We start from the raw sequence: 22456 nt of genomic DNA, 5'->3' as shown, positions 1-22456 counted from the left end.
CGCGTGATGAGCGGCAACATCAAGCTCTGCGCCTTGGCGGGGCAGCGGTCGAAGGCTTCGGCCAGGTGCACGGTGTAGCCGCCATTGGTCTTGGCGAAGTGTGCGGACCCGCGCAGCGCCTAGACGCTCGCCTTGGTCGATTCGGGACCGCTCGTCCGGATGATCTGCGGGGCCGGCGGCTTGGAAGCCTGGCGGGCCACCTGCGCTTGTCGCGCTTCGCCTGGAACTATGGCTGGTGTGACGCCCCACGTGGGGACTGGCCGGTGAGTTAACGATCACTGCCGGGTGGTGTTCGCGGACCATCTCGCGGCCGCGGGCGTACTGAGGGCCCGCCTCGGGTTTGGAACACCTGATGCATTCCGAGGCGGGGAAGCTGCGCCTGGCGTGCCGAGTGCTCGATCTGGCGGAGACTGACGGGGAGAACGTGGTGGTGCAACCTGCCCGCCAACGAGGCGATCTCCGTGGCCCTGGTCGGCTCGTCGGCCGCCGCCCGGGCACCCTGGGCGCGGTCGGCAGCTGAGCAGGCGCCGGCAGGCAGGCCCGTTGGGCCCGCAGCCCGGCGGTCAGAGGTGCAGGGTGCGCCAGCCTCGGGTGATCTCCTCGCGGACGGCGTCCATCTGTGCCGACTCGTGATGAGGGCTCCCCTGGGACGTGAGCAGGTCCACTAGGGCCGCGCCGTCCGCCGGGCGGCCCGCCGGGTCGTTGATCAGTGCCCGTTCAACGGCGGCCGCGAGCTCCGGGGTGAGGGCGTGCACCGCCGCCATCGCGGCCGGCTCGGGGCCGGTGTCTACGATCCGGCGGATCACCGCGCCCGGACTGGTCGCCGCGAACGGGCTGGTGCCGTGTGCAGCGCAGACCACGCAGCAGGCCCACGCCCACACGTCGGCGGCCGGACCGACGCGCTCCTCACCGAACTGTTCCGGCGCCATGTACGTCAGGGTTCCCGGTCCGGCGCCGGTGCGGGTGAGCCTGGTGCCGTCGACCAGATCCGCGATGCCGAAGTCGAGCAGGCGCGGGCCGGCCGTGGTTAGCATGATGTTGGCGGGCTTGAGGTCGCGGTGGACCAGGCCGAGCCGGTGGACTCCGGATAGTGCCACGGCCAGTGCGAGCGCCAACGACCGCAGCGCGTCGGGGGTGCGGATCGGCCCCTGCTCCCCCATGTGTGCGTCGAGGGGCCGTCCGTCCAGCAACTCCATGACCAGGTACGGTCGTCTGGCGTCAACGCCAGCGTCGAGGACGCGGGCCGTGTAGGCGCCGGAGACCAAGGACAGCACCTCGGTCTCGCGCTGGAATCGACGTAACAGATCGGCGTTGTCGAGGAGTTCGGGGTGGATGGTCTTCAGCGCGACCTGTGTCGCTGCCCCCTCCCGCCGGGCGAGGTAGACCGTGCCCATTCCGCCGGCGCCGATGCGGCCGAGCAGCTGGTAGCCACCGATCGTCCGCGGCTCGCCCGGGCGGAGTTGCTGGTGGGCGATGGGCGGCAGGGTGCCGGCGACCACGTCGGGCCGCGTCGGCACGTACGAGGGGGGCCGAGCTGGCTGCGGAGGCTGGGCGAGCGGCCCGACGTGCAGGGCGGCAGTCGCGGACCCGGGCCCCACCGTCGGCGTGTCGGCGACGGCCTGCCCTGCGCGGGCCGGAGCGCCAGCCACTGGAACCCCGGCCCCGGTCTGGTACTTCCGGCTCGCCACGTACGCGACGACCTGGCACGCGACGGCCGCCAGCACCAGACCCGCCGGCAGGAACAGTCCCAGTGCGACCCGGAGGGCCACCAGGCCACCCAGCCGGAACCGCCCCTCGGGTGACGAGATCCACGGCCTCGCGGGCACACCGGCGGTGAGCAGGGTGCGCTGCGTCCGGAACCACATGAGCGGCCAGACCACCGCTGCCAGGACGACGATGACGAAGTACAGGGTCCACGACATCGCCAGGGAGAGGCCGTAGTACTCCGACAGGAAGGTCCCCTCGTCCAGGGCGACCGGGTGCAGCAGGAAGTAGTTCCGGGGGAGGAAGTCCAGGTTCATCAGGATCCACAGGCCGATGCCACCGGCCACTCCCAGGGCCAGCTCTCCCGCGACCGCTCCCGGGACAGCCCGCGGCGGCGCGGACGGGTCCGCCGATGCCTGTTCCCGCACGGCCCGCTGAGTACGCGTCAGCAGAGGTAGCGTTGCTGCTCGCAGCACCAGCGCGGGTCCGACCACGGCCAGGACGTCCATCGCCAGTGACGTCTGCGCAGCTTCCGCCATGCTTCCCCCGTGTCTCCATGCCCGTCCCACTGGTAGAGCACAGGGAGTATAGAGCGGCGGCTGGAATCCCCCTACCGGCGGCCGCATTTGCATCGGGCCCGCGACCACTCCTTGTTCATCGCCGTGATCGAGGGCAGCGGAGTCCCCTTCGGGCAGGCGGTCGCGCACTCCCCGGTCAATGGTGCAGCCGCCGAACCCATCGGCGCCCAGCAGGCCCAGTGCGCACGGACGCGCGGAACCTACATCCGCCAGACGCGCAGCGCCTTTCCGGGCACGGAACTCTGGGTGCGTGCCCGGCTTGACGTCCGAAGCGAGGCCGATCTGGCGCTACAGAACTAGGCACTGACCGAGCAGTTGGCACCTGCACGCTCCGTTGCCGCGGCCGGGTAACGAGACCGCTTACGGCTCGGCTCGGCGCGCTGGCCAGGACCGCAGGCGATCGGCGATGTCGAAGGTGTCCAGCCGGAGGGCCTTGATGTCCTCGATCAGTTGAATCCACTGGGCTTGACTTGCGTCGACGGTCTCGCCGGAGGCCTCGATGTACGCCACGGCGACCGCGTACCCGTATAGCTCGTTCCGGGCGGGCAGTGGGCGCTGCAGCACGATCGTGTCGAGCAGGGCTGCGGCTCGCCAGTAGGCATCGGGGTCGGCCATGTCCAGGTGGGGCGTGTTGACGCGATGCCGGGCGACGGCCGCGACGAGCCCTGAGTAGTCGCGGACCTGCAGGTGTTTGCCGAGCACGCGCTCTTGCCGGTCGAGGAGCCACCGGACGTCGATGTGCAGTTCCAAGATCAGGCCGCCTGGCTACCGGCGGGCGCCTCGGGGAGGCCGCCGAACGCCTTGTCGAAGGCGTCGATGAAGCCCGGACGGCCGAGCGCGGCGTCGAACGAGGCGGTCGCTCGGCCGAGCAGCGCCTGGTGCTCCTCTTGATGGGAGAGGTCGTCGAGGTAGGCGGCGAGGCTCATGCCGCGGGCCTTGGCGAGAGCCGCGAGGCGGTCCCTCGTGTCCGTGGTGATTCTTACGCTCGTGTCAGCCATGCCACCAGTATGCACCTGTGTATGCGTCTACGCATACACCCCGCCTTGACCTGCATCTTTATGGCTCGGCAGGGTCCTCCCTGAACTTGCCGAAAAGCGGCACTGCGTCCAGTGGTCGGTCTCGGTGGCGTCCACGGTGTCATCCGGCCGGTTGTAGCGCGCACGACGCCCCCCGTCTCAGTCACAGAGGGCGGCGTGCTGCGAGGGCGGTGTCGAACCCAGCTTGAGGCCGCCCCCTCCCGAGTGTGGGGGCGAGCCGCCCGGCCACGGCCGGGGTGAGGGTTCCGAGGACCGGACGACTCATCCACTCAACCAGCCCACATTCCCCTGCCCCAAACCTCTTGTAGACCATCCGGCGGTACGGTGAGGTCGATCTACGTCGGTCACACTCGGCGGGGCGGCGGGCATCATCCAGCCTCGCGCCACTCGGCGAAACGCAGCATTTCAGCGCGGTAGGCCCGGTTCGGCGCATGCGAGGTGCCCGCTCGACATCGTCTCGGCCGGTCAGTCCTCATCCGGGATCGCCCGAGCGCCGTCCCGCCCAGGCATCCGGACAAAAACCGGGTTGGTCGAGATTGCCGAGGACTCCATGCCGTCGGCCTCATCGGATGCTCCATCGGCGCGCAGTGCACGGATCAGGTCGTGCAGGACCACCGCCTCGTTCCACTCGTACGCCCCGCCCCCGTAGATGGCCAGCGTCGCCTCCAGGTCGCTGCGCGCCTTGTCCAGCTGTCCCAATTCGCGGTGGGCAACGCCCCGCAGGTGTCTGGCCATGGCCTCTGCATACGCGTCGCCAGCCCGCACAGTCACGTCGATCGCCTCGGTGAGGGGAGACAGCGCCTCGCCCGGGCGGCCCTGTCGCAGGTGCAGCCAGCCGACGTCTCGCTGGGTGTGGCTGAACCACATATCGTGCCCGAGCTGCCGGAACAGGGCGAGGGCCGCCCGGGCCGAAGCCCAGGCTTCGTCGAACCGTTCCATGCCGGCGTACACGCGGATCCGCGCGTTGTCGATTCGGCCGATCCATAGCCGCTCGCCCATAGGACCGAAGATGTCCTCGGCCTTGTCATAGGCCTCCAGGGCGTCCTGGCGGCGGCCGAGCAGCCGGTAAATCTTGCCCAACGCGTAGAGGCTCGCGCCTTCCCAGACCCTGTCGTTCAGGAACCTGAAGTCGTGGACGGCTTGCTCCAGGAGCGGCGCAGCCTCCTCGGGCCTGCGCAAGTACCCGAGCGTCTCAGCCAGGGTGCGCCGAAGTCGCGCCTGTGCCCTCCTGTCCCCGAACTCCTCGGCAAGCCGCAGCGCCTCCCGCTGACTCTCCTCCGCCTTCTCGGGCTGACCGCGCCACCTCTGGAACTCGCCCAGCTTCTCCAGCGAGGACAGCAGATGCCACAAGTCGTTCTCCGCGCGCAGCTCCTGCACGGCTGTGGTCATCTGCTCCAGCGCCGCCGAATAGTCGCTCTTGGCCGCGTAGGCACGCGCCACAACCATCCGGTCCCGTGCCGTCAGCGCAATGGCGGGATCGGGAGATCCGCCCGGCAGGAACAGTTCCATGGCCGTGTCCGGTGTCCCGTTTCCCAGGGCGGCCACGGCGCGTCCGCGCCGCAGGCTCCGGACCACCCGAGCCCGCTGCTCGTCCCCCTCGTCGAAGAGCCACTGGGCGGACTCCGACGACAGGTTCACGTCGTCGAGGAAGTACGACAGGCCCTCGGCGATCTCGGCGCCCTCGGGCTCCATGCCCAGGCGTCGGGCGCGGGCGATTGCCCACTGGATACGCTCGACCTCCCCGGCCACCCAGGGCCCCGCCGACTCGCGGTCCAGGTTTCCCCGGCGCTCTCGCGACGCCTCCGTTCCCAGTTCCGGGGCACGCCCCGTGGCCAGGTACACGATGGCATCCCGGTAGGCCCGTACCAGGCGCTCCTCGGCGCCACGGCGCTCCTCCGGTGGTAGACCTTCGTACTGCTCTCTCGCGAAGACGCGCACCAGGTCGTGAAAGCGGTAGCCGGGATCCAAGGCGCCACTCCCGTGCGCCTCCATCAGGCCCACAGCGACGAGTTCGTCGGAGACGCCTCCGGCCATGGCCGCGGTCGGCAGGCACCACCCGACATGCCAGTCCGTCAGCTTTCCAACGGGCAGGGAGGACATCAGCCCGACCGCCCGCCGGGCCGCCTCCGGCAGATCCCGGTATGTGAGGGATAGACAAGCCTGGAGGCTCAGATTCTCATAGACCAACTCGTGCAGCCGCGCGCGCTCGTCCTCGAGCCGCGCCCGCATCCGCTGGAGTGTCAGGTCCTCACGCATCCCGATCTTTCCGCCCACGATGCGTAGCGCCAGCGGAAGCCGGCCGCAGAACTGCACGATCTCCAAGGCCGCGGCGGGATCAGCAGCGACGCGCTCCCGGCCCGCGTACACACTGAGGACCTCCAGCGCCTGGTCCTCGTCGGGGAGCCGTACCTCCAGCCGGTGACGCCTGGTGATGTTTCCCGCCGACAAGGCTCTTCTGCTCGTCACAAGCACCGAGCAGCCGGTCCCCACGGGCAGAAGCGGCTGAATCTGTTCGGTGCTGTGCGCATTGTCGAGCACGACTAGCAGGCGCAGGTTGTTCGTGAGGCTGCGGAAGAGGGCGGCCCGGTCGTCCGCCCCGCGAGGGACATCGCCCTGGGCCGCCCCCAGGCTCCGGAGGAACTCCCCCAGGACCTCACCGCTTTCGCGCGGTATGTCGGCGTCACCCCGCAGGTCGACGTAGAGCTGCCCGTCCGGGTAATGCTCCTTGACACGGTGCGCCGCGTGCAGAGCGAGAGCCGTCTTCCCCGTGCCAGCCGCTCCGTGCACAACGATCACGGTGGCCTGCCCGGCTGCCGGGGCCCCCGGCAGCGCGCCGCTGGTGGGGGTCGGCACGTCCCGGAGTCGCTCGACGAGACTGCTGCTCAGGATGTCCCGCCCCACCAGCACGGGCTCCTGTGGGAGTTGATGACGCAGTTCCAGCCCCGCCCTGGCCGACACGGCCAAATCGTCCGCTGAGTGGCGGTACATGAACGCCGACAGGCCGCCCACTACAGCAGCAACGCCCACGAAGCTGCCCAGCGCCCACTTGTCCTTCAGGACACCGAAAATCAGGTCCCCGGACATCCCGCCCACGGCCACAATCCCCGCGGTACTCGCAAGCAGAAGCCGCTTGCGACGGGTCTGAACCTGAATCGACACCATGCCCCCCCCGGAGTCAACGTGGCCAGATGGTCGCATGGATCACACACCCGGGATGTGAGGAAGCACGGAATCGAGACAGTCAGTCCACGCGGGCCCAACCGTATGGCTCCGTGCGCGACGACGAACAGCGCTTCGTCAGCAGGTCGGACGAACAACGGAGGCTGGCACTTCTCGGAGGTTCACGACGACGAACAGCAGAGACCGGTGTCAGGAGGGTCTGGCCGGCAACCTACGCCAACGCCCCCCGGCAGACCGAAGTCAAAGGCACTGGCTACGCGCGCTTTCCGTTGCCCTCGTCGAGGGATCGAATCATCCGTGGAATCGCGACGATCGCACGTGCGGGTGATCAGCTTGGGCGGCCCGTGACAAGACCGTGGCGACGGCCGGTTGAGCCGAGCATGCGAAAACTGCTCTCGTACGCCCTGGCCGCATCCGCGCCACTGTGCACACTGATGCCTGCGGCCCATGCCCTGCCGGTCGCGGCCTCAACGGTCGTCGTGGCCTGGGACTTCAACTCGTGTGGCTACCAACCGAAGGGGGCCCTGCGGCTGCGAAGCGGCCCGAGCACGAACCACACGACACTGGGGGTGCTCTACCCGGCGGACTCGATCAGCGCCGACAGGGTAAGGGGGACCTGATATCGGGTGAGCCTGCAAGACCGCTCCAATTCCGGCCTGAAGCCTGGCACCACGGGCTGGGTCGCGAAGTCCGGCATCAAGCCCCAGGTGTGTATGCAGTTGGACTGATTAAGCGATCGGCGAGGTGAGCAACGAAAGGGGTGAGCGGAAGAAGCCCCGCTCACCCCGAGTGCCGCCTGTTGCACCCGCCGGGGGATGGCAACGACGGGCCTGGCATGCGCCGATGGTGTGCTCGATGTCGCTGTCGGTGATGTTTCCGAAGACACCGCAGACCAGAACGAGGTCCGCGGGGCTCATGCCCCGGTACTGGTCGATGAGGGAGGCGTCGCCCGTCACCACCTCGACCTGGTCCAGCTTTGCCAGGCGGGCCGTCTCCAAAGCCGCGGCGGTGTTACGGGCGTCCAACTCGACAAGCCGCACCCGCACCTCGTGGCGGCGCGGATGATCGGACAGGACGTGGAGGAGGTCGCGACCGTCCCCGGCGCACAGGCTGATCACCTTCAGCGGGCCGGCCGGGGCATCGTCCAGGGCAGCCCGCGTCTGCGATTGAACGGTCCGCAGCCTCCGTGCCATCCAGGAGTCCTCTACGTCGTACTTGTGTCATGCCAGGCGTTCCAGTCCATCGCCGCACCCTATGGCTGACCACGAGCCGCAGACGATCCAATTTCCATCACCGCAGGGCAACCGCTGCAGCAGCCAAATTGAGTCACAGCCTGTCAGGTCGCGGTGGTCACGTCCTCCGGCATCGGGACAACCGTCGAGCGGCCATCCACAGGTCTTGACAATTACTCTGGTGGAGTCCCCGGGCTGCGTGAGTACGGTTCCGGCTCGCGAGATAAAGATGACTCTGCCGAAGGGGACACGGCGTCAGTTGGCCCGTCCGTGGGTGCTAGCGGGTCCAGCTGCGCGGTATCCGAACCGGGATCGAGCGCGGTCGATGGCGGCTTCGAGGTCGCGTGTCCGTTCGTCGGTGGGATCGAGGGTGAGCTGCTGGGTGGCGGTCTCGGCGGGCTGTAGTCGCTCGGCTCGTACGGAGATGGCCCGGACGCGGGCCCGTTGCAGGCCGAGGGATGCGAGGAGGGCGATGCCGATGTCCGCGAGCGCGCGGGAGTGGGCGGTGGGCTCGGTCAGGGTTCGGGTGCGGGTGGTGTGTGTGCGGTCGGCATAGCGGACGGCCAGCGTGACGGCGCAGCAGACGCTGTTCTCGGTCCTCATCCGGGCGCCGAGTTCGTCTACGAGGCCCAGGACTGCCCGGTGGTGCTGATCGGGGTTGAGCTCGTCGACGTCGAAGCGGTGCTCGGCGGAGGCAGAACGAGGTACTGCCTGTGGGACGACGAGGCGGTCGTCTCGGCCGTGGGAACGGTCGTGGGCCTGTCGGCCGGCGGCGGTACCGAGGAGCCGTTGGAGGGTGGTGAGCGGGGTGTCCGCGATGTCGCCGATGCTGTAGATCCCGTACCGGGACAGGGATCTCGCCGTCGAGGGCCCAACTCCCGGGAGGGCTGCCGCGCGCTGGGGTCGCAGGAACGCGGCGATGTCGTACGGGGAGTTGCCGACGACGGTGACAGAGCCGGGCGGGGACAGAGCGGCCGCCATAGCCGCGACCATCCTCGACGACCCGATACCCGCGCTCGACTGGACCCCATACAGCGCGAGCGCGCGCAGCCGAACCACCGCAGCGAGCCCTTCGGCATCGCGCTCCCAGTACCGCAGGGCGCCGGTGAGATCAACGTCTGCGGACCAGTCCGCATGGTGGGCCTGGACCCGCGGGGTGATGCCTTCCAGGAGGGCCAGGAGTCTCTCGTACAGCTCCTCGTCCGGCTGTGGGAGGTGGAAGTAGATGCGCATCACGGTGCGCGGGCTGGTGGTCATCCGGCGCTGCCGGGGCTGGTGTGGCCGAGCCGAGTGAGATCGGCGGAGCGGGTGCCGGCGGGCTGGAGGTCGGCGTACGGGTGGAGCTTGGCCCCGGCAGTCCCGTTCGTGAGCGTCCGGGCCGGTGTGTCGGCCGGCTGTGCGGGAGTGGGGGCGGGTTCGCGGCGGCCGAGGATGTCGAGGACGGCCTCGGGTCCGTGATCACGTCGGGCCGCGGCGAGCTCTTCGAGGTCCCAGACCATGTGCCCGACAACCGTCCGGCGAGGGCCTCGGGCCTCGACGGTGCCGCGGACAAGCAGCAGTCCGTTGTGGAAGATGGTGTGCGCGCACGCCTCGTGGGAGTCCTCGAAAAACGCGATGTCGACCAGTCCGAAGCCGTCTTCGAGGGTGACGAAGATGACGCGCTTGCCGGACGGGATGGGCGGCGTCTGAGTGGAAGCGCGAACCCCGGCGACCAGGACCTGCTGCCCGGGGTGCATCGCCTTGAGGTGCTTGGCATCGGTGGCACCGATCTCCCGCAGCAACCGGTGGTGGTGCTCCATGAGGTGCTGGGAGACGTCGATCTTCAGCACGCTGAGTTCGGCGTCGAGAGTCTCGCGGCTGCTCATCTCCCGCAGCCCGGACGGCCCGGCGGTGATGAGGGCGTCATCGATCGGGAGCTGTCCGGCACTGGGACGGGTACGAGTGTGCCGGTGGAGCTCGGCGGCCTGGAGCAGCAGATCGCGCCGCGTCTGGTCGCCCTTGAGCTGGTTGAGCGCGCCGATCTGGATCAGGCGTTCGGTGATCGGCAGCGCCGGGTGGGCCCGCTGCCAGAAGTCCTGCAGGGAGTTGTAGGGCTGACCGGCAGCAATCCGGGCAACCTGCTCCTCGCTGATGCCCTTCACAGAGGACAGCGAGAGCCGTACGCCGAAGCCTGTGTCGGTCTGCTCGACCTGGTGGGCGGGCGCGGATTTGTTCACGTCGACGGGCAGCACGGGCACGTTGTGGCGGCGGGCGTCGGCGACGATCACACGCAGCGGCCACATGCCGGGGTCGTGCTCCAGCAGCCCCGCATACAGCGCGGCCGGATGGTGGGCTTTGAGCCAGGCCGACTGGAGGGCGGGGACGGCGAAGGCGACGGCGTGGGCGCGGCAGAAGCCGTATGCGCCGAACGAGGCGACGATCTCCCACACCTCGTCTAGGACCTTCGTACTGTAGCCGCGGGCGCCGGCCTCCTCCCGGAACCACACTTCGAGCTTGGGTAGGCGCTTCTCGTCGGCGAGAGCGCGGCGGGCGACCTCGGCCAGGGCACGGTCGCAACCGGTCATCACGGCCAGGATGTCGATGATCTGCTCGTGCCAGATCGTCACCCCGTACGTATCGCTCAGCACGGGTTCGAGATCGGGGTGCGGATAGACGGGGGCGGCGCCGTGCCGGGCGGCGACGTAGAGCGCGGGCATCCCGCCCTGCACTGGGCCCGGCCGGAACAGGGAGATGTCGGCGATGACGTCCTGCGGGTCGCGGGGCTGGAGCCTACCGACCAGGTCCTGCTGACCGGGCGACTCGAGCTGGAACATCCCCACGGTGTCCGAGTCCTGGATCAAAGCGAAGGCGAACTGGTCGTCCAGCGGCACGTGGTCAGGGTTGTCGAGGTCGATCTGCCGCCCGGTCGTGCGGCGAATCTCGGTGACGGCGTGCGCCATCGCCGACTGCATCCGCACCCCGAGAACATCGAGCTTGAGCAGGCCGAGGTCCTCGACGTCCTCCTTGTCGGCCTGGACCATCGGGTACTGCCCGCCCGGCGTCGGCTGCACCGGCAGCCGGTCCAGCAAGGTCGCGTTCGACAGGATCACACCGCACGGGTGCATCGCGATCCCACGCGGCAGCGCGTCGAGCCCTTCGGCGAGCTCCCACAACGGACCGTACGAATCAGCCTCGGCGGCGAGCTGCCGCAGCTCGGGGAGCTCCTTGAGCGCTCCGCGGATGTCGCAGGCCCGGATGTGCGGGAAGGACTTCGCGATCCGGTCGACCGTCCGCGGCGGCAGACCAAGGGCAAGACCGGTGTCACGAAGCGCGTGACGCGCCCGCCAGGTCTCCGGCATCCCCGTCACCGCGACCCGCTCCGAGCCGAACCGCTCGAAGATCCGGTCGTACACCTCCAGACGACGAGCGGACTCCACATCGACGTCGATATCCGGCAACGAGGCCCGACGCTCCGACAGGAACCGCTCGAACAACAACCGGTGCTCCAAAGGGTTCGCTGTAGCCACGAACAAGGAGTGATTGACCATGGAACCGGCGCCGGAACCGCGGGCGGCGACCCGGATCCCCATATCACGTACGTCGGCAACCACTTGAGCAACCGCGAGGAAGTAGGCCTCGAAACCGAGCCGGCCGATGATGCCGAGCTCATAGTCGAGCTGCTCGACCGCCCGCCGGTCACGGTCCAGACCGCGGGCAACCATCCCGGCCTCGCACCGCTGCCTCAGCAGCCGCATCGGCCCACCCGCACCGGGCTCAGCGCCGACCACGGTCGGCTCGGGAAAATGCGGGGTACCGAGCCCGAGATCGGCGACCGGATCGATCACACACTGTTCAGCGGTCCGTGCGGTCTCGGCGAGCAACTTCGCCGCGCGGCCCGGGCCGGCACCGGCGGCCTCACAGATCTGCTCCGCCGCAGCCGCCAGCTCGGCCGGGCCGTTCAACCACCGCTCACCACAGTCCAATCGCCGGCGGTTGATCGGGCGCAGCAGCCGGGCTGCGTCCAGGACGTCCGCGATCCGGTGCTGAGCGGGGTCCGCGTAGCGCACCGCGTTCGTCAGCACCGTGGGGATGGAAAGCCGGTCGGCCAGCCCGAGGGTGTGGGCGGCGAGCCGCAACGAGCCAGGTCCGAGGCCTTCCAGCCCCCAGTGAAGGACCTCCAGACGCAGGCTCGCCCCCGCAAGCTCCCGCCACGGCACCAGGAGTTGCTCGGCAATGTCCGGCCGCCCGGCCGACAACGCCCGGATCGGCTCCGCCGCGGGCCCGAGCAGGATCGTGAGGCCCCGGTCTGCGTGCTGCTGGAGTACTGGCCAGGACACGACCGGCGGGCCGCCGGCGGCGTTCGCGTGGACGGCCGACACGATCCGGCACAGATAACCCCACCCGGACGGGTCCTGGGCGAGGAGCGTGACTCTCAGCGGCGCCTCGGCCACATGCGCGCCACCGCGCACCGGTGTCCGCACCCTGGCGGCGCTGCCGGCCGGGCTGCGCGGCGCGACCGCGACGTCGACGCCGAAAACCGGCCGTACGCCCGCCGCCATGGCGGCTTTCGCGAAGCGGACGATGCCCGTGACGGTGTCGCGATCGGTCAGCGCGAGCGTGGTGATGCCGCGCTCGGCGGCACGGGCGACCAGGTCGTGCGGGTGGGAAGCGCCGTAGCGGGCGGAGTAGCCGCTGGCGACATGCAGATGCACACCACCACCCATCGGGACCTCCGGTCACATACCCCCAATTACGTCCTAACCACCCTGGCTAGATCTCCACCATACTCGAACAGAAATCGAACACGCGATTATGCTCTCGAGGTCCTCGTGTCGCCGACTCCCTGTCCAAGCCAACTGACTGACCTGCGACAACGACCACCCGTGACAGGCGGTAGTCGCCGGAAGCTCGGCTTGCCAGTGCTGGCACATGCGGACCGGCCCGTGGCCGAAACGGACCTCCAGGCCATGAGGTCGACTCCGGCAGAGGCGCACGCACGGCAGCTGCGGATCCAGGACTCCCGCTCCAGCGCCCTACTGAGTCGTTTCGGTGTGCAGAGCCTGGGGCGCTGCGAGTTCACGGCGAGCAAACGGACGGCCGGTTGTGGTGCCAGTGACTGGCGGACCCGCAGGCCAGCTCCATGCTCGGCGGGTCAACTCAATTCTCCGAGTCGACCCGCTGGTCCCGACGGCGCCCGCGCCGTACGGTCGCGGTGGTGCCGGCTGCTGCCGAGGGCGCCGAGCCCGTCACCGTCAGAGGCTGAGGCAGCGCCCGAAACGCTAGTACCGCAACGGCGTTTGTTCTGACTGGTGGGCAGGTGTTATGGGCTGTGTCCTCGTCGTTTGTGGCGACTGACGCGGGCTTGGTGTTGTCGTCGGCGTCGCCAAGTCGACCAGTGCAGGATGCGGTCGACAGGCGGGGGCTGCCGGTGGGTGAGGCGAGTGATCAGGCGTCTGATCTCGGCGAGGCTGAGGTGGATGAGCTGGGAGGATCCGTTTCTGCTTTCTCCGTATCGAGTTCGCGGGCCCGCAGGACAGTCAGGCACGCATGGGCGGCCATGGACAGCGTCACGTGGCGATGCCAGCCGGGATAGCGGCGGACTTGGCAGTCGTCCAGCGGAGACTTTCCGATTACGCAAAGCCGCGGATTTCAGGCTCCCGGGCCCAGTACCGGGCCGGGCGGCGCCTCGCCGACACGTAGCGGGCGCCAAATCTCCCATTTGATCATCTAGTGCACATATACACATACATTGGTGAACAAACTGGCTGTGCCCCGCCGCGCTGCCGTACGGCGGGCCTCTCCTCAAGCCCGGACGTCAGGAGACACCGTTGATCAGACATCACGCCCCAAAACAACCCCCCGCCGGAGCGGGGAGGAGACGAGGCCAAGCCCGCACAGGCGTCGGCACTCGTCAGCAGTGGCGACGGGCAGGGGTGGTGGCAGGACTGTGCGTGGCATTGTCCGGCACCGCACTGACCCCCGCGACCGCACAGGTGAGGGCCAAGCCGGCCACCATCCCGGTACGGGCACCAGGGACTGACCCCTCGTCCACCTTCGGCTTCACCGGGACCCCGCAGACCCTCACCGTCCCAGCAAATGCGGTGGTCACCATCACCGCCGACGGCGCTGGCGGCGCCAGCGCTCCTTGCACACCGCTGACGGCTGGGACCGGGGCACGTGTCGTTACCACCCTCCCGCAAACCACCGCACCCACGACCTACACCATCAACGTCGGAGGCACCGGCGGCCAAGGCTGCAACGGCAGTACCGGTGGTGCCGGTGGGTACAACGGCGGCGCGCCGGGCGGGAACTCCGTGAACGGTGGCAACGGGGGGGCCGGTGGCGGTGGGGCGTCCAGCGTCAGCACGGGCACATCCTTGCTCGTGGTCGCCGGTGGCGGAGGCAGCACAGGCGCCTCCGGCGACGGGGGCCTGGGAGGGTCAGGCGGCAACGGCGGGACGCCGGATGCCTCCAGCGGCTCCCCGGGAGGATCCGCTGGAGACGGTTCGCCGGGACAGGGCGGGGGCGGTGGCAGCACCAGCACCAGTACTGGGGGTGCCAGCGGGGCCGCCGGCAGCGTGACAGGCTGTACAGCAACGAACGGCGGGACGGGAGGCGGGTTCTCCGGTGCCACGGTCGGAACCGGTGGTACCGGGGGCAGCAACGACGGCGGCTGTACCACTTTTATCGGTGCCGGTGGGGGCGGCGGGGGCGGGTACTTCGCCGGCGGAGGCGGCGCCAGCGGCACCACCGCACCCCCGTTCTTCGCGGCCGCAGCTGGTGGTGGAGGTGGGGGAGGCAGCAGCTTCGCCACCCCGTCAGGCACCGGGACGACCTACACGGCCTCGACGATCGGGACACCGAACAACAACGGCCAGGTGACCATCTCCTACACGCTGCTCACACCCACCCTGGCCATCACCAAAACCCACACCGGGAACTTCACCCAGGGCCAGCAGGGCACCTACACCATCACGGTCGACAACAACGGGACCGGACCAACTGATGGCAGCACGGTCACCGTCAACGACACTCTCCCGGCAGGACTCACCGCCCGCAGCATCGCCGGCACGGGATGGAATTGCACCCTGTCCCTGTCCACTCTGACCTGCACACGTAGTGACGTCCTGGCCGCCGGAAGCAGCTACCCGCCCATCACCCTCAAGGCCAAGGTCTCCCGCGACTGCGACGCACGCCGCCAGGTCACCAACACCGCCACCGCGACCGGCGGCGGCGACACCGCCACCCACACCGCCACCGACCCCACCACCATCAAACGCGCTGAGCACTGTGATCACGACGAGCACTGTGGTCGCGAGCAGCACTGTGATCACGACGAGCATCACCACTCGTAGGTGATTGGTCGCGGCACCAGCTTCCAGGCCGCTATTAAGGCCACCCTGCCCAGCCCCCTGCCGCCCTCAGCCTGCGGACGTCTGCAAGGCGCTCGTCCGGCCGGGCCGCCACCCCAGCTGCCTCCGCCCGCCAAGCAGATCGCTGAGCGGACGGTCAGCAGCGTCGGCGGCTTCATGGTCGCCGGACAGCGCATCCAGCTCGGCCGCGGCTATGCCCACCAGGTCGTCACCGCCCATCTGGACGAGGAAACGATCCGGGTCTTCCACGGCCAGGAACTGATCACCACCGTCCCGCGCGTTACCAGGAAGGAAATGGTGGTCCGCAAGTCCGGCGAACACAACCGCCGGAAGATCGTGTGATCGTCGAGTCAGGAAGGCTCGGACGCCCCCGCGGACGGCCACTCGGCCAGCCGAACACGGGCTTCCTGCGCAACGACCGGCCACGGGTCGTCAACCAAACGCGCAACTGCCGAGCGCGGCGAGCGTGGATGGCCTGCAACGAGCCTCCGCACAGAGTCATGCGGATCGTCGACCAACCGTTCCAACAACCCAGACGGGCAGTTGCGCTTGCTCGCCACCCGGTCCCGGACCCGCCAGTCCGAATCCTTGATCAGCTCGGCCAGGATCTCCGGCGGCACCGTCCTGTTATGCGCAGCCCAAAAACGCATGTCGGGATGGTTGCGCACCAAGTCCCACCAGACGGGCAGCGGCAGCGTTGCCCACGCCGAGCGGTTGTACTCCGCCGGGTTCTCACTCTGCCGCAGCCGGATGAACTCCTCCACGGAGGTGATCTCAGGGAAACGGTCCGTCATGGCAGCCAGTAAGCCACGATGTCTAGGTCAGACGTCAAGCATCACCTGACGCCGAACCGTCAAACATCAACCGAGACCCGACAGGGCGTCGCGCTGGGCGTGAGTAGAAACTTTCTCTACGGGTTCAAGGCTCCTCGCTCCGCTCGTCGCGCGCTCCCCGGCTCACCGCCGGGGCCCTGCGCTCCTGTCTCCGCCCCGCTCTGGGCCCCGGCTACGCCGGTCGCGCAACTAGAGCGAGAAAGCCTGGACGAAGGGAAACGGAAGGCACAAGTCATGCCTCCGGCGGGGGCGCTCAGACTCCGGGATGGGAGGGGCGCCGTTCGCGAGTGCCGGCCGGATCGTGGTGAGCGTCGTGGGCTTCCATCCCGACCACCTTCGCCCCAGGCAGAGCCGAGCAGTCGCGGCCCAGGGCGTCAAGGTCGTTCGTACAGTGGTGCGCTCCACCTTGACGCCCTGAACCACGCCCGCTCCACGGTGTGTGGGCTGAAGGCGGACGGGATGGGAGCTGGGGTGAGTGGTGGGTTGAGGAGCGCGCAAGTGCGGCGTTCATCCTGCTCTTCACTAGGTCACGAAGCCTGTCAATCTCAAAGGCGACGGGATCTCGTTAGTCCCGCTAAGCGGCGCATGCACTGGATGCCTGACAGGGAACCGGGTAGGTTGCCGCCATGACTCACCACCGAAAGGGCAATGCCGCGTAGGCGCCCCTCTGACGTGTGGAACGATGTTCCCGTACGTACTTTCAGACGTCGGCCTCGCTACCCCAACATCGACCGCCTGCCTGGCGGGTGCCAGGCACAGATCCGCAGACTCGATCGCACGAGGTACTGGACAGAGGCGACTGCTGAGGCTTTCTGGCACTGGGCAGCGCTGGCACATGGCCCCTTGAGAAATATTGCGAACCCATTCACGGCGACTCGTTGCGGTATTCCCGAGTGCGGTTGTGCCCCGACCTTCTTCCGGGACCACTTGGAAGAAGTGCTGCACGCGTTGCCGACGAAGTCGGCCAGGGAACTCCGCAGGCTGGTACGAGACCTCGACATCAAGATCCTCAACAGGGCCGAGGTCATCCGTGCTGACTCGCTCGACACACCCTGGTGGCGTGGCCAGCTCTAACGAAGTGACATCGGTAGCTGACATCAACAGCCCCGGACCTCAACGGATCGAGCCATACATCGGCGGCAGTTCGCTCCCTCTGTAGAGGGGTGTAGCCAGCATCTACGGTGGCCCGCGACTGACCTGATAAGGATGACGTAGGACCGCAAAGTCTGTGGCCAGCGCGGGCGCCGTCCTCACTGATGGTCGGCGTCCGTCCCCTTGACTCATTCATGGAGACTCCACCGGTCTCCGCTGCCGCTACCAGGGGCGGACGAGGATGGTGCCGACCTTGCCAGGCTGTACCGCGTGCGCCACGGCGTCCGCCAGCTCGCCGAGGCCGTACGTGGCGGCCACGTCGAACTGGTCCGTGAGCGCCAGCGCGATCTGCTTTGCGGTGGCGATGTCGGATGCCCGCTTCTCGGGGGATGCCTCCGAAGGCCACCCGCTGATGATGTTCTTGCCCCGCAGCGTCAGGGACTTACTCACCAGCGTTGACGCATGCACCGAGATCGGCTCCTCGGCGATCATTCCGTAGCTGACCAGCTTGCCGCCCGGCGCCAGGAGGTCCACAAGGCTCCCCGCCGTCTTCCCCCCGATCGGGTCGAGGGCCACACTCACCGGACGGCCTCCGGTCGCCTTGCGGACCTCGTCGGCCCAGCCCGAATGTTCCGTCGCCACCACCGGCACATCCGGGAACCGCTTGCGCAGCTCGGCGGCGCCGCGCTCGCTGCGGACGACGTTGATGAGCGCGAAGTTGTGGAACCGGGCTACGCCTGTGACCAGCCGCCCGACCGACGAACCCGCGGCAGTCTGCACCAGAAAGCCGTCGTAGCCGAAAGCAACATGCTCCTGTGCCTCACGGCGCAGCATCACCGCGGTGAGCGGGTTCGCCAGCATCTGTGCAGCGACCTCGTCCGGCAACCCTTCTGGAACGGCGACGACCGCCTCGGCATCCGCAACGAACCACTGGCACCAGGACCCCGGCTGGGGGAAGACCGTCGCCCGGCCGCCGACCTCGACACCGGGCGCCACGCGCGTGCCCGGGCCGATCGCCTCCACCACGCCGGTGGCCTCAATGCCCGGCGTCACCGGTTCCACAACCTCCCCCGGGTAGGTCTCGATGGGGTGGAGATCACCAGGGTGTACCGGGAAGGCCGTGGTGCGGATGAGGACCTGGCCTCGCTCGGGCGCTGCCGGCTCCGGTTCCTCGATGACGGTCAGGACGTCGGCGGGCGACCCGCCACGCGTGTAGACGACACGCCGGTTCATGGCTCTCCTCCTGCGCGCTGGGTACGTGAGCTGCCTGGAGGGGCATCAGCCGACGTCCCACAGCAGGTGATGGCGCTGAGTGCACCGTCCAGGCGAATCAGCCGCCCTCCTTCACAGAGGCCCCCAGCCCACGCTCGCACGGTGGGCAATCAGCAGCACAGCCGAATAGGCCGATCGGGTTCTGGGCCATGTAAGGCATCCCTGGCGCCGCACTCTGTTGTGCCACTCTCGTGCCAGAACGGACGGGGACTCACGGGGAACCGGGGTCCCCAGAGTGCGTTCGGCCGACTCAGGCCGAGACAGGGAGTCCGCAGGTTGCGCCTGTGATCACCAACCTCGCTCCTAAAGCGGATGTCGAGCAGTCTGGGTCGTCACTTGCTCGATGGACTCCATGATTGCGGGCCAGGGCAGCTCTCGAACTTCTGGGCCCTCGCGGGGTTCATACAGTGGCCAGACATCGGGCTGTTGCAATGACCCAGATCACCGGGCTCAGCCCGCGCCACCGACCCCGGAACGGAGGATCATCGTTGGTCAACAACGATCTGTGTCGCCGGGCGTGCGGTGGCTGCCCTCAGTGGCTGTGTGACCGACTCGTTCGGCTCACCTGTCGGCCCTGTCGACGGCGGCGACATTGGCAGTCAGGGCACCGTGGACGATGGAGGCCACCGGGGAGTCCCTCGCACGTCGACCGGCGGACCACTTCGAGGGGGATCTTCGTGACCGGCCTGCTGATGGCGACGTGCGTGTGACAGTTTGCAGGGGACCAACAGATGACTGATCGACTCGGGCCTTTGGAGCGCGCGAACGGCTCCTGGGTCGTTGGCGATCCAAACGGAGATCATTTGCGGTTCGAACGGGACGGAATCTCGCATTGGGTTGAAGGTGTGGCGTCGCCATTAGGGTCCGTCTTCAAACGGATCTTGCCCAGAGCAGGAACGACGCCAGGCTGACCGCTGCTTCGTAGGAGGCGGCGGTCTTGTCGTACCTGGTCGCAATCCCGCGGGAGTGTTTGAGGGTGTTGAAGCAGCGCTCGACGGTGTTGCGTCGGCGGTAGATGTCACGGTCGAAGCCGGGCGGCCGGCCGCCGCGGCGGCCCCTGTTGTGCCGGTGCCGTTTCTGGTCGGTTTTCTCCGGGATGATGTGGCCGATGCCGCGTCGTCGCAGGTAGGCGCGGAATCCGCGAGAGCTGTATGCCTTGTCGGCGATGACGTGGTCAGGTCTGCAGCGTGGACGGCCCAGGCCGGCGCGGGGAACTCGGATGCGTTCCAGCAGGGGTTGCGCACAGATGCCGTCGTGGCGTTGGCCAGGCGTGAGGAAGATGGCCAGGGGTCTGCCGCGGCCGTCGCAGGCAAGGTGGATTTTGGTGGTCAGGCCTCCTCGGGATCGACCGAGGGCGTGATCGTCCGGTTCGTCCTGCCGATGGTGCCCCCTTTTCGGCCGGTGGCGGCGGCGTGCTGGTGTGCGCGGACGACAGTGGAGTCGATCTGGACCAGCCAATCGATGTCACCGGCCGCATCGGCCTGGGCCTGGACTTGCTGAAGAGCGTGGGTGAAGACGCCCTCCAGGGCGTATCGGCGGAAGCGGGTGTAGACCGTTTTCCACGGGCCGTAGCGTTCGGGCAGGTCACGCCAGGTGATGCCGGTGCGGATCTTGTAGACCATGCCGTTGATGACCCGACGGTCGTCAACCCGAGGTCTTCCGGTCACGGCCCGGGGTATGAGGGGAGCCAGTAACTCCCATTCCTGGTCTGTGAGTTCATGTCGGCGTAGCACCACACCATGATCCACCACTCGAATGACCTATGAAGACGGACCCTAGTGCCGGCCGGAGCGTGGTGAGCGTCGTGGGCTCCCATCCCGACCACCTTCGACCCAGGCAGAGCCGAGCAGTCGCGGCCCAGGGCGTCAAGGTCGTTCGTACAGTGGCGCGCTCCACCTTGACGCCCTGAACCACGCCCGCTCCACGGTGTGTGGGCCGAAGGCGGACGGGATGGGAGCTGGGGTAAGTGGTGGGTTGAGGAGGCGGTCAGGGTGGGGGCATCAAGACTCCGCCGACCGCGCGGTAACCTCCCGGCGGAGGGGTGCCATGACAGCGTGGATCATGTTGGCCTGCGGATGCTTGATTGCAGCCGGGGGAACGTTGACCTTGAGCGGTTGGAGAGCAGCGCAGTACCGGCATCCCCGGAAGGCTGGTTGGGGTGCCATCGCGATGGGCGGCGGCCTGGCCTTGAACGGAGTACCAAGGTTGGTCGGATGGTCCTATGAAGTGGCCGCGGACCTCGCCACCGTAGCCCTGATTCTCGTCGTGCTCGGCGCGGTGCTTCAGGTCCTCGGCAGGCCCGTAAGAGCTCGAAGGACTACAAACGGGGATACGGACGCACGTCAAGGGCAGCCCGATTCCTGACATCAGCGCGTGACACCAACCGGCACGAACGCGCTGGTCCACGCCGAACCTCAGCAGCCCACCGGTCGAAGTATGGGGCGGGCTGACCGACATCGACGGGCCCCAAGGCCGTGCCGGCGGGGCGCCACCGCCGACCGTTCTCGTTAGAGCTACGAAAGCAGAGGTTCCCCGTGCCACAACCGCGCCAGATCGGGCGGGGACTCACGGGGAACTGCGGCTGCTGGCGGTGGCCGAGGCCAGCAGACGCCGAAGTCGGCATTCCGCAGGTCAGACCCCAACTCGCCTCACCACGCTCCTAAGAAGTCATCTCATTTGGTGGTGTCGGTAGGCTGTCGGTCATGGTGGGGATCGTTGAGCGGCTGGTGCCGGATGAGTTGTGGGTGTTGTTTCAGCGGGTGGTGCCGGAGGCGCCGTCGCGGCCTCAGGGTGGTGGTCGGCGTCGGCATGGTGATCGTGAGGTGCTGGCCGCGATCGTGTTCGTGGCCACGTCAGGCTGCACGTGGCAGCAGTTGCCCACTGCTTCGTTCGGGCCGTCGGGGGCGACGGCTCATCGGCGTTTCGCCGAGTGGACGAAGGCCAGGGTGTGGGCCAAGCTCCACCGCCTGGTCCTCGACGAACTCGGCGCCCGCGGCGAGTTGGACTGGTCGCGCTGCGCGATCGACTCGGTGAACATGCGGGCCCTGAAAAGGGGGATCTGACAGGTCCGAATCCTGTTGACCGGGGCAAGTTCGGGTCGAAGATCCACTTGATCACCGAGCGGACCGGTCTGCCCCTGTCCGTCGCAATCTCGGCGGCGAACCTGCATGACAGCCAGGCTCTGATCCCTCTCGTGCAAGGGATACCGCCGATCCGCTCCCGCCGCGGACCGCGGCGCCGCAAGCCCGCAAAGCTCCACGCCGACAAGGGCTACGACTACCCCCAACTGCGACGATGGTTACGCCAGCGCGGCATCCAGCACCGCATCGCGAGGAAAGGAGTCGAGTCCTCACAGCGACTGGGCCGCCACCGCTGGACCGTCGAACGCACCATGGCCTGGCTCGCCGGCTGCCGCCGTCTCCACCGACGCTACGAGCGCAAAGCTGACCACTTCCTCGCCTTCACAAGCATCGCCTGCACCCTCATCTGCTACCGCAGACTCACCAAATGAGATGACTTCTAAAGCGGTGGTTCTGTCGCGGCACCTTCTCTACCTTGTCAGCATGTGCCGATACGCGATCCCCTACAAGCCGCATTTCGTGTGTCTGGCGTGCCGGTCGTCGTTCAAACAGAACCCGCTACCGCAGCGAGCGCATCCGTGCCCACGCTGCCGAGCCCCGATGATCAATGCTGGGTTCGACCTTGCCATCCCTCGCCGTAGAGACAAGGGGGCTTGGGAAGCGCTTGGGGTCACGCTGCGTGCTGGCCTCACCTTCCACTCCTGCGGTTGTGGCGGTCCCGGCTACCGGCCGCGGTCGACTGCAGAAGTCCGGGAGCGACGCCGGGCGGCGAAACGGCTCGGGCTGCCGGAACAGACGACTTTCAAGCGCTACGACCCGTGGGAGGACCCGGCACAGTGAGGTTGTGCTGTACGGCAGCGAAGTACAGCAGCCAGCGCATCCCCGGCCGACCACCACCGGCCCCAGACGACCGGTTGACGTGCCCTGGAGACCGCAGCGACCGTCCCGCCCGTAGTTCGAATCGAGGGGGCAACCAGGCGGCGGTCGGCCGTATCGCGCGTCCCTGCGTGGCGCCGCGCGTGCCAGATCCGTGCCAGATCGAGCGGTCAGTCACGGTCAATCGGGGTGCGAGGCGGTGCAGAGACCCACTGACAGG

14 protein-coding genes and 3 pseudogenes are annotated in these 22456 nt (G+C 68.3%); 5 read left to right on the top strand and 12 right to left on the bottom strand.

Annotation, left to right across the window (positions count from 1 at the left end):
* Window positions 1–563: 563 nt before the first annotated feature.
* The 5 genes and pseudogenes from OHB49_RS44260 to OHB49_RS44240 form a co-directional block, all read right to left on the bottom strand.
* Entirely contained in the window at window positions 564–2243 is a 1680-nt protein-coding gene (locus OHB49_RS44260; RefSeq protein WP_329167273.1) for a serine/threonine-protein kinase, read from the bottom strand.
* Between the two features lie 71 nt (window positions 2244–2314).
* Window positions 2315–2444, bottom strand: a pseudogene (locus OHB49_RS44255) (succinate dehydrogenase/fumarate reductase iron-sulfur subunit); the annotation flags it as partial.
* Window positions 2445–2642: 198 nt separating this feature from the next.
* Window positions 2643–3032, bottom strand: a complete 390-nt coding sequence (locus OHB49_RS44250) for a toxin Doc (RefSeq protein ID WP_329167271.1) — start codon at window positions 3030–3032, stop codon at window positions 2643–2645.
* 2 nt (window positions 3033–3034) lie between these two features.
* Window positions 3035–3280: an antitoxin MazE7 gene (locus OHB49_RS44245; protein ID WP_329167269.1), complete on the bottom strand. Its 246-nt coding sequence runs from the start codon at window positions 3278–3280 to the stop codon at window positions 3035–3037.
* 504 nt (window positions 3281–3784) lie between these two features.
* A complete protein-coding gene (locus OHB49_RS44240) occupies window positions 3785–6403 on the bottom strand; it encodes a tetratricopeptide repeat protein (RefSeq protein WP_329167267.1) in 2619 nt (872 codons plus the stop codon).
* 476 nt (window positions 6404–6879) lie between these two features.
* Here OHB49_RS44240 and OHB49_RS44235 point away from each other — a divergent pair, with 476 nt between their 5' ends.
* Window positions 6880–7119, top strand: coding sequence for a hypothetical protein (locus tag OHB49_RS44235; protein WP_329167266.1), 240 nt, complete (start codon window positions 6880–6882; stop codon window positions 7117–7119).
* Between the two features lie 108 nt (window positions 7120–7227).
* Here the strand turns inward: OHB49_RS44235 and OHB49_RS44230 are convergent, their stop codons facing one another.
* The 4 genes and pseudogenes from OHB49_RS44230 to OHB49_RS44215 form a co-directional block, all read right to left on the bottom strand.
* Window positions 7228–7692: a class I SAM-dependent methyltransferase gene (locus tag OHB49_RS44230; protein ID WP_329167264.1), complete on the bottom strand. Its 465-nt coding sequence runs from the start codon at window positions 7690–7692 to the stop codon at window positions 7228–7230.
* 294 nt (window positions 7693–7986) lie between these two features.
* On the bottom strand, window positions 7987–8988 hold the full coding sequence (locus tag OHB49_RS44225; protein WP_329167262.1) for a DNA polymerase Y family protein: 1002 nt from the start codon (window positions 8986–8988) through the stop codon (window positions 7987–7989).
* Window positions 8985–12434 (bottom strand): DNA polymerase III subunit alpha, encoded by a 3450-nt coding sequence (locus OHB49_RS44220; RefSeq protein ID WP_329167260.1) that lies wholly within the window; start codon window positions 12432–12434, stop codon window positions 8985–8987. The genes OHB49_RS44225 and OHB49_RS44220 overlap by 4 nt, the downstream gene beginning before the upstream one ends.
* Before the next feature lie 721 nt (window positions 12435–13155).
* A pseudogene (locus OHB49_RS44215) lies at window positions 13156–13326 on the bottom strand (IS701 family transposase); the annotation flags it as partial.
* Window positions 13327–14288: 962 nt separating this feature from the next.
* On the opposite strand from OHB49_RS44215, the gene OHB49_RS44210 reads away from it, so the two are divergent.
* Both OHB49_RS44210 and OHB49_RS44205 read left to right on the top strand, forming a co-directional pair.
* Window positions 14289–15065, top strand: a complete 777-nt coding sequence (locus OHB49_RS44210) for a hypothetical protein (RefSeq protein ID WP_329167258.1) — start codon at window positions 14289–14291, stop codon at window positions 15063–15065.
* Between the two features lie 24 nt (window positions 15066–15089).
* Window positions 15090–15425, top strand: a pseudogene (locus tag OHB49_RS44205) (IS481 family transposase); the annotation flags it as partial.
* 8 nt (window positions 15426–15433) lie between these two features.
* Here OHB49_RS44205 and OHB49_RS44200 read toward each other — a convergent pair.
* On the bottom strand, window positions 15434–15877 hold the full coding sequence (locus tag OHB49_RS44200) for a HEAT repeat domain-containing protein (RefSeq protein ID WP_329167256.1): 444 nt from the start codon (window positions 15875–15877) through the stop codon (window positions 15434–15436).
* 987 nt (window positions 15878–16864) lie between these two features.
* Between OHB49_RS44200 and OHB49_RS44195 the strand changes: the two genes are divergently transcribed.
* The gene (locus tag OHB49_RS44195; RefSeq protein WP_329167254.1) at window positions 16865–16990 is read left to right on the top strand and encodes a hypothetical protein; all 126 of its coding nucleotides are present in this window, start codon (window positions 16865–16867) and stop codon (window positions 16988–16990) included.
* A gap of 240 nt (window positions 16991–17230) precedes the next feature.
* Here the strand turns inward: OHB49_RS44195 and OHB49_RS44190 are convergent, their stop codons facing one another.
* Both OHB49_RS44190 and OHB49_RS44185 read right to left on the bottom strand, forming a co-directional pair.
* Window positions 17231–18241: a zinc-binding dehydrogenase gene (locus OHB49_RS44190; protein WP_329167253.1), complete on the bottom strand. Its 1011-nt coding sequence runs from the start codon at window positions 18239–18241 to the stop codon at window positions 17231–17233.
* Window positions 18242–19150: 909 nt separating this feature from the next.
* Window positions 19151–20016, bottom strand: a protein-coding gene (locus tag OHB49_RS44185; RefSeq protein ID WP_443079728.1) for an IS5 family transposase whose coding sequence is annotated in 2 segments (ribosomal slippage) — window positions 19151–19644 and window positions 19644–20016 — 867 coding nt in all. Because the reading frame shifts where the segments join, the coding sequence is not laid out codon by codon here.
* A 966-nt stretch (window positions 20017–20982) separates the two neighbouring features.
* On the opposite strand from OHB49_RS44185, the gene OHB49_RS44180 reads away from it, so the two are divergent.
* Window positions 20983–21791 (top strand): IS5 family transposase gene (locus tag OHB49_RS44180; protein ID WP_329167251.1). Its coding sequence is split into 2 segments (ribosomal slippage): window positions 20983–21331 and window positions 21331–21791, totalling 810 coding nucleotides; the frame shifts between segments, so codons are not numbered across the junction.
* Window positions 21792–22456 lie beyond the last annotated feature (665 nt).

The sequence above is a fragment of the Streptomyces sp. NBC_01717 genome, assembly GCF_036248255.1.
GTDB lineage: Bacteria > Actinomycetota > Actinomycetes > Streptomycetales > Streptomycetaceae > Streptomyces.
Note: the sequence above shows the minus strand (reverse complement) of the source record. Positions and strands in the feature narration are given on the sequence as shown.

What these genes read in the sequence shown, in the direction of transcription:
- OHB49_RS44260 (WP_329167273.1), bottom strand. Translation starts at nt 2,243, where the DNA reads ATGGCGGAAGCTGCGCAGACGTCACTGGCGATGGACGTCCTGGCCGTG.
- OHB49_RS44245 (WP_329167269.1), bottom strand. Translation starts at nt 3,280, where the DNA reads ATGGCTGACACGAGCGTAAGAATCACCACGGACACGAGGGACCGCCTC.
- OHB49_RS44240 (WP_329167267.1), bottom strand. Translation starts at nt 6,403, where the DNA reads ATGTCCGGGGACCTGATTTTCGGTGTCCTGAAGGACAAGTGGGCGCTG.
- OHB49_RS44235 (WP_329167266.1), top strand. Translation starts at nt 6,880, where the DNA reads ATGCGAAAACTGCTCTCGTACGCCCTGGCCGCATCCGCGCCACTGTGC.
- OHB49_RS44230 (WP_329167264.1), bottom strand. Translation starts at nt 7,692, where the DNA reads ATGGCACGGAGGCTGCGGACCGTTCAATCGCAGACGCGGGCTGCCCTG.
- OHB49_RS44225 (WP_329167262.1), bottom strand. Translation starts at nt 8,988, where the DNA reads ATGACCACCAGCCCGCGCACCGTGATGCGCATCTACTTCCACCTCCCA.
- OHB49_RS44220 (WP_329167260.1), bottom strand. Translation starts at nt 12,434, where the DNA reads ATGGGTGGTGGTGTGCATCTGCATGTCGCCAGCGGCTACTCCGCCCGC.
- OHB49_RS44200 (WP_329167256.1), bottom strand. Translation starts at nt 15,877, where the DNA reads ATGACGGACCGTTTCCCTGAGATCACCTCCGTGGAGGAGTTCATCCGG.
- OHB49_RS44190 (WP_329167253.1), bottom strand. Translation starts at nt 18,241, where the DNA reads ATGAACCGGCGTGTCGTCTACACGCGTGGCGGGTCGCCCGCCGACGTC.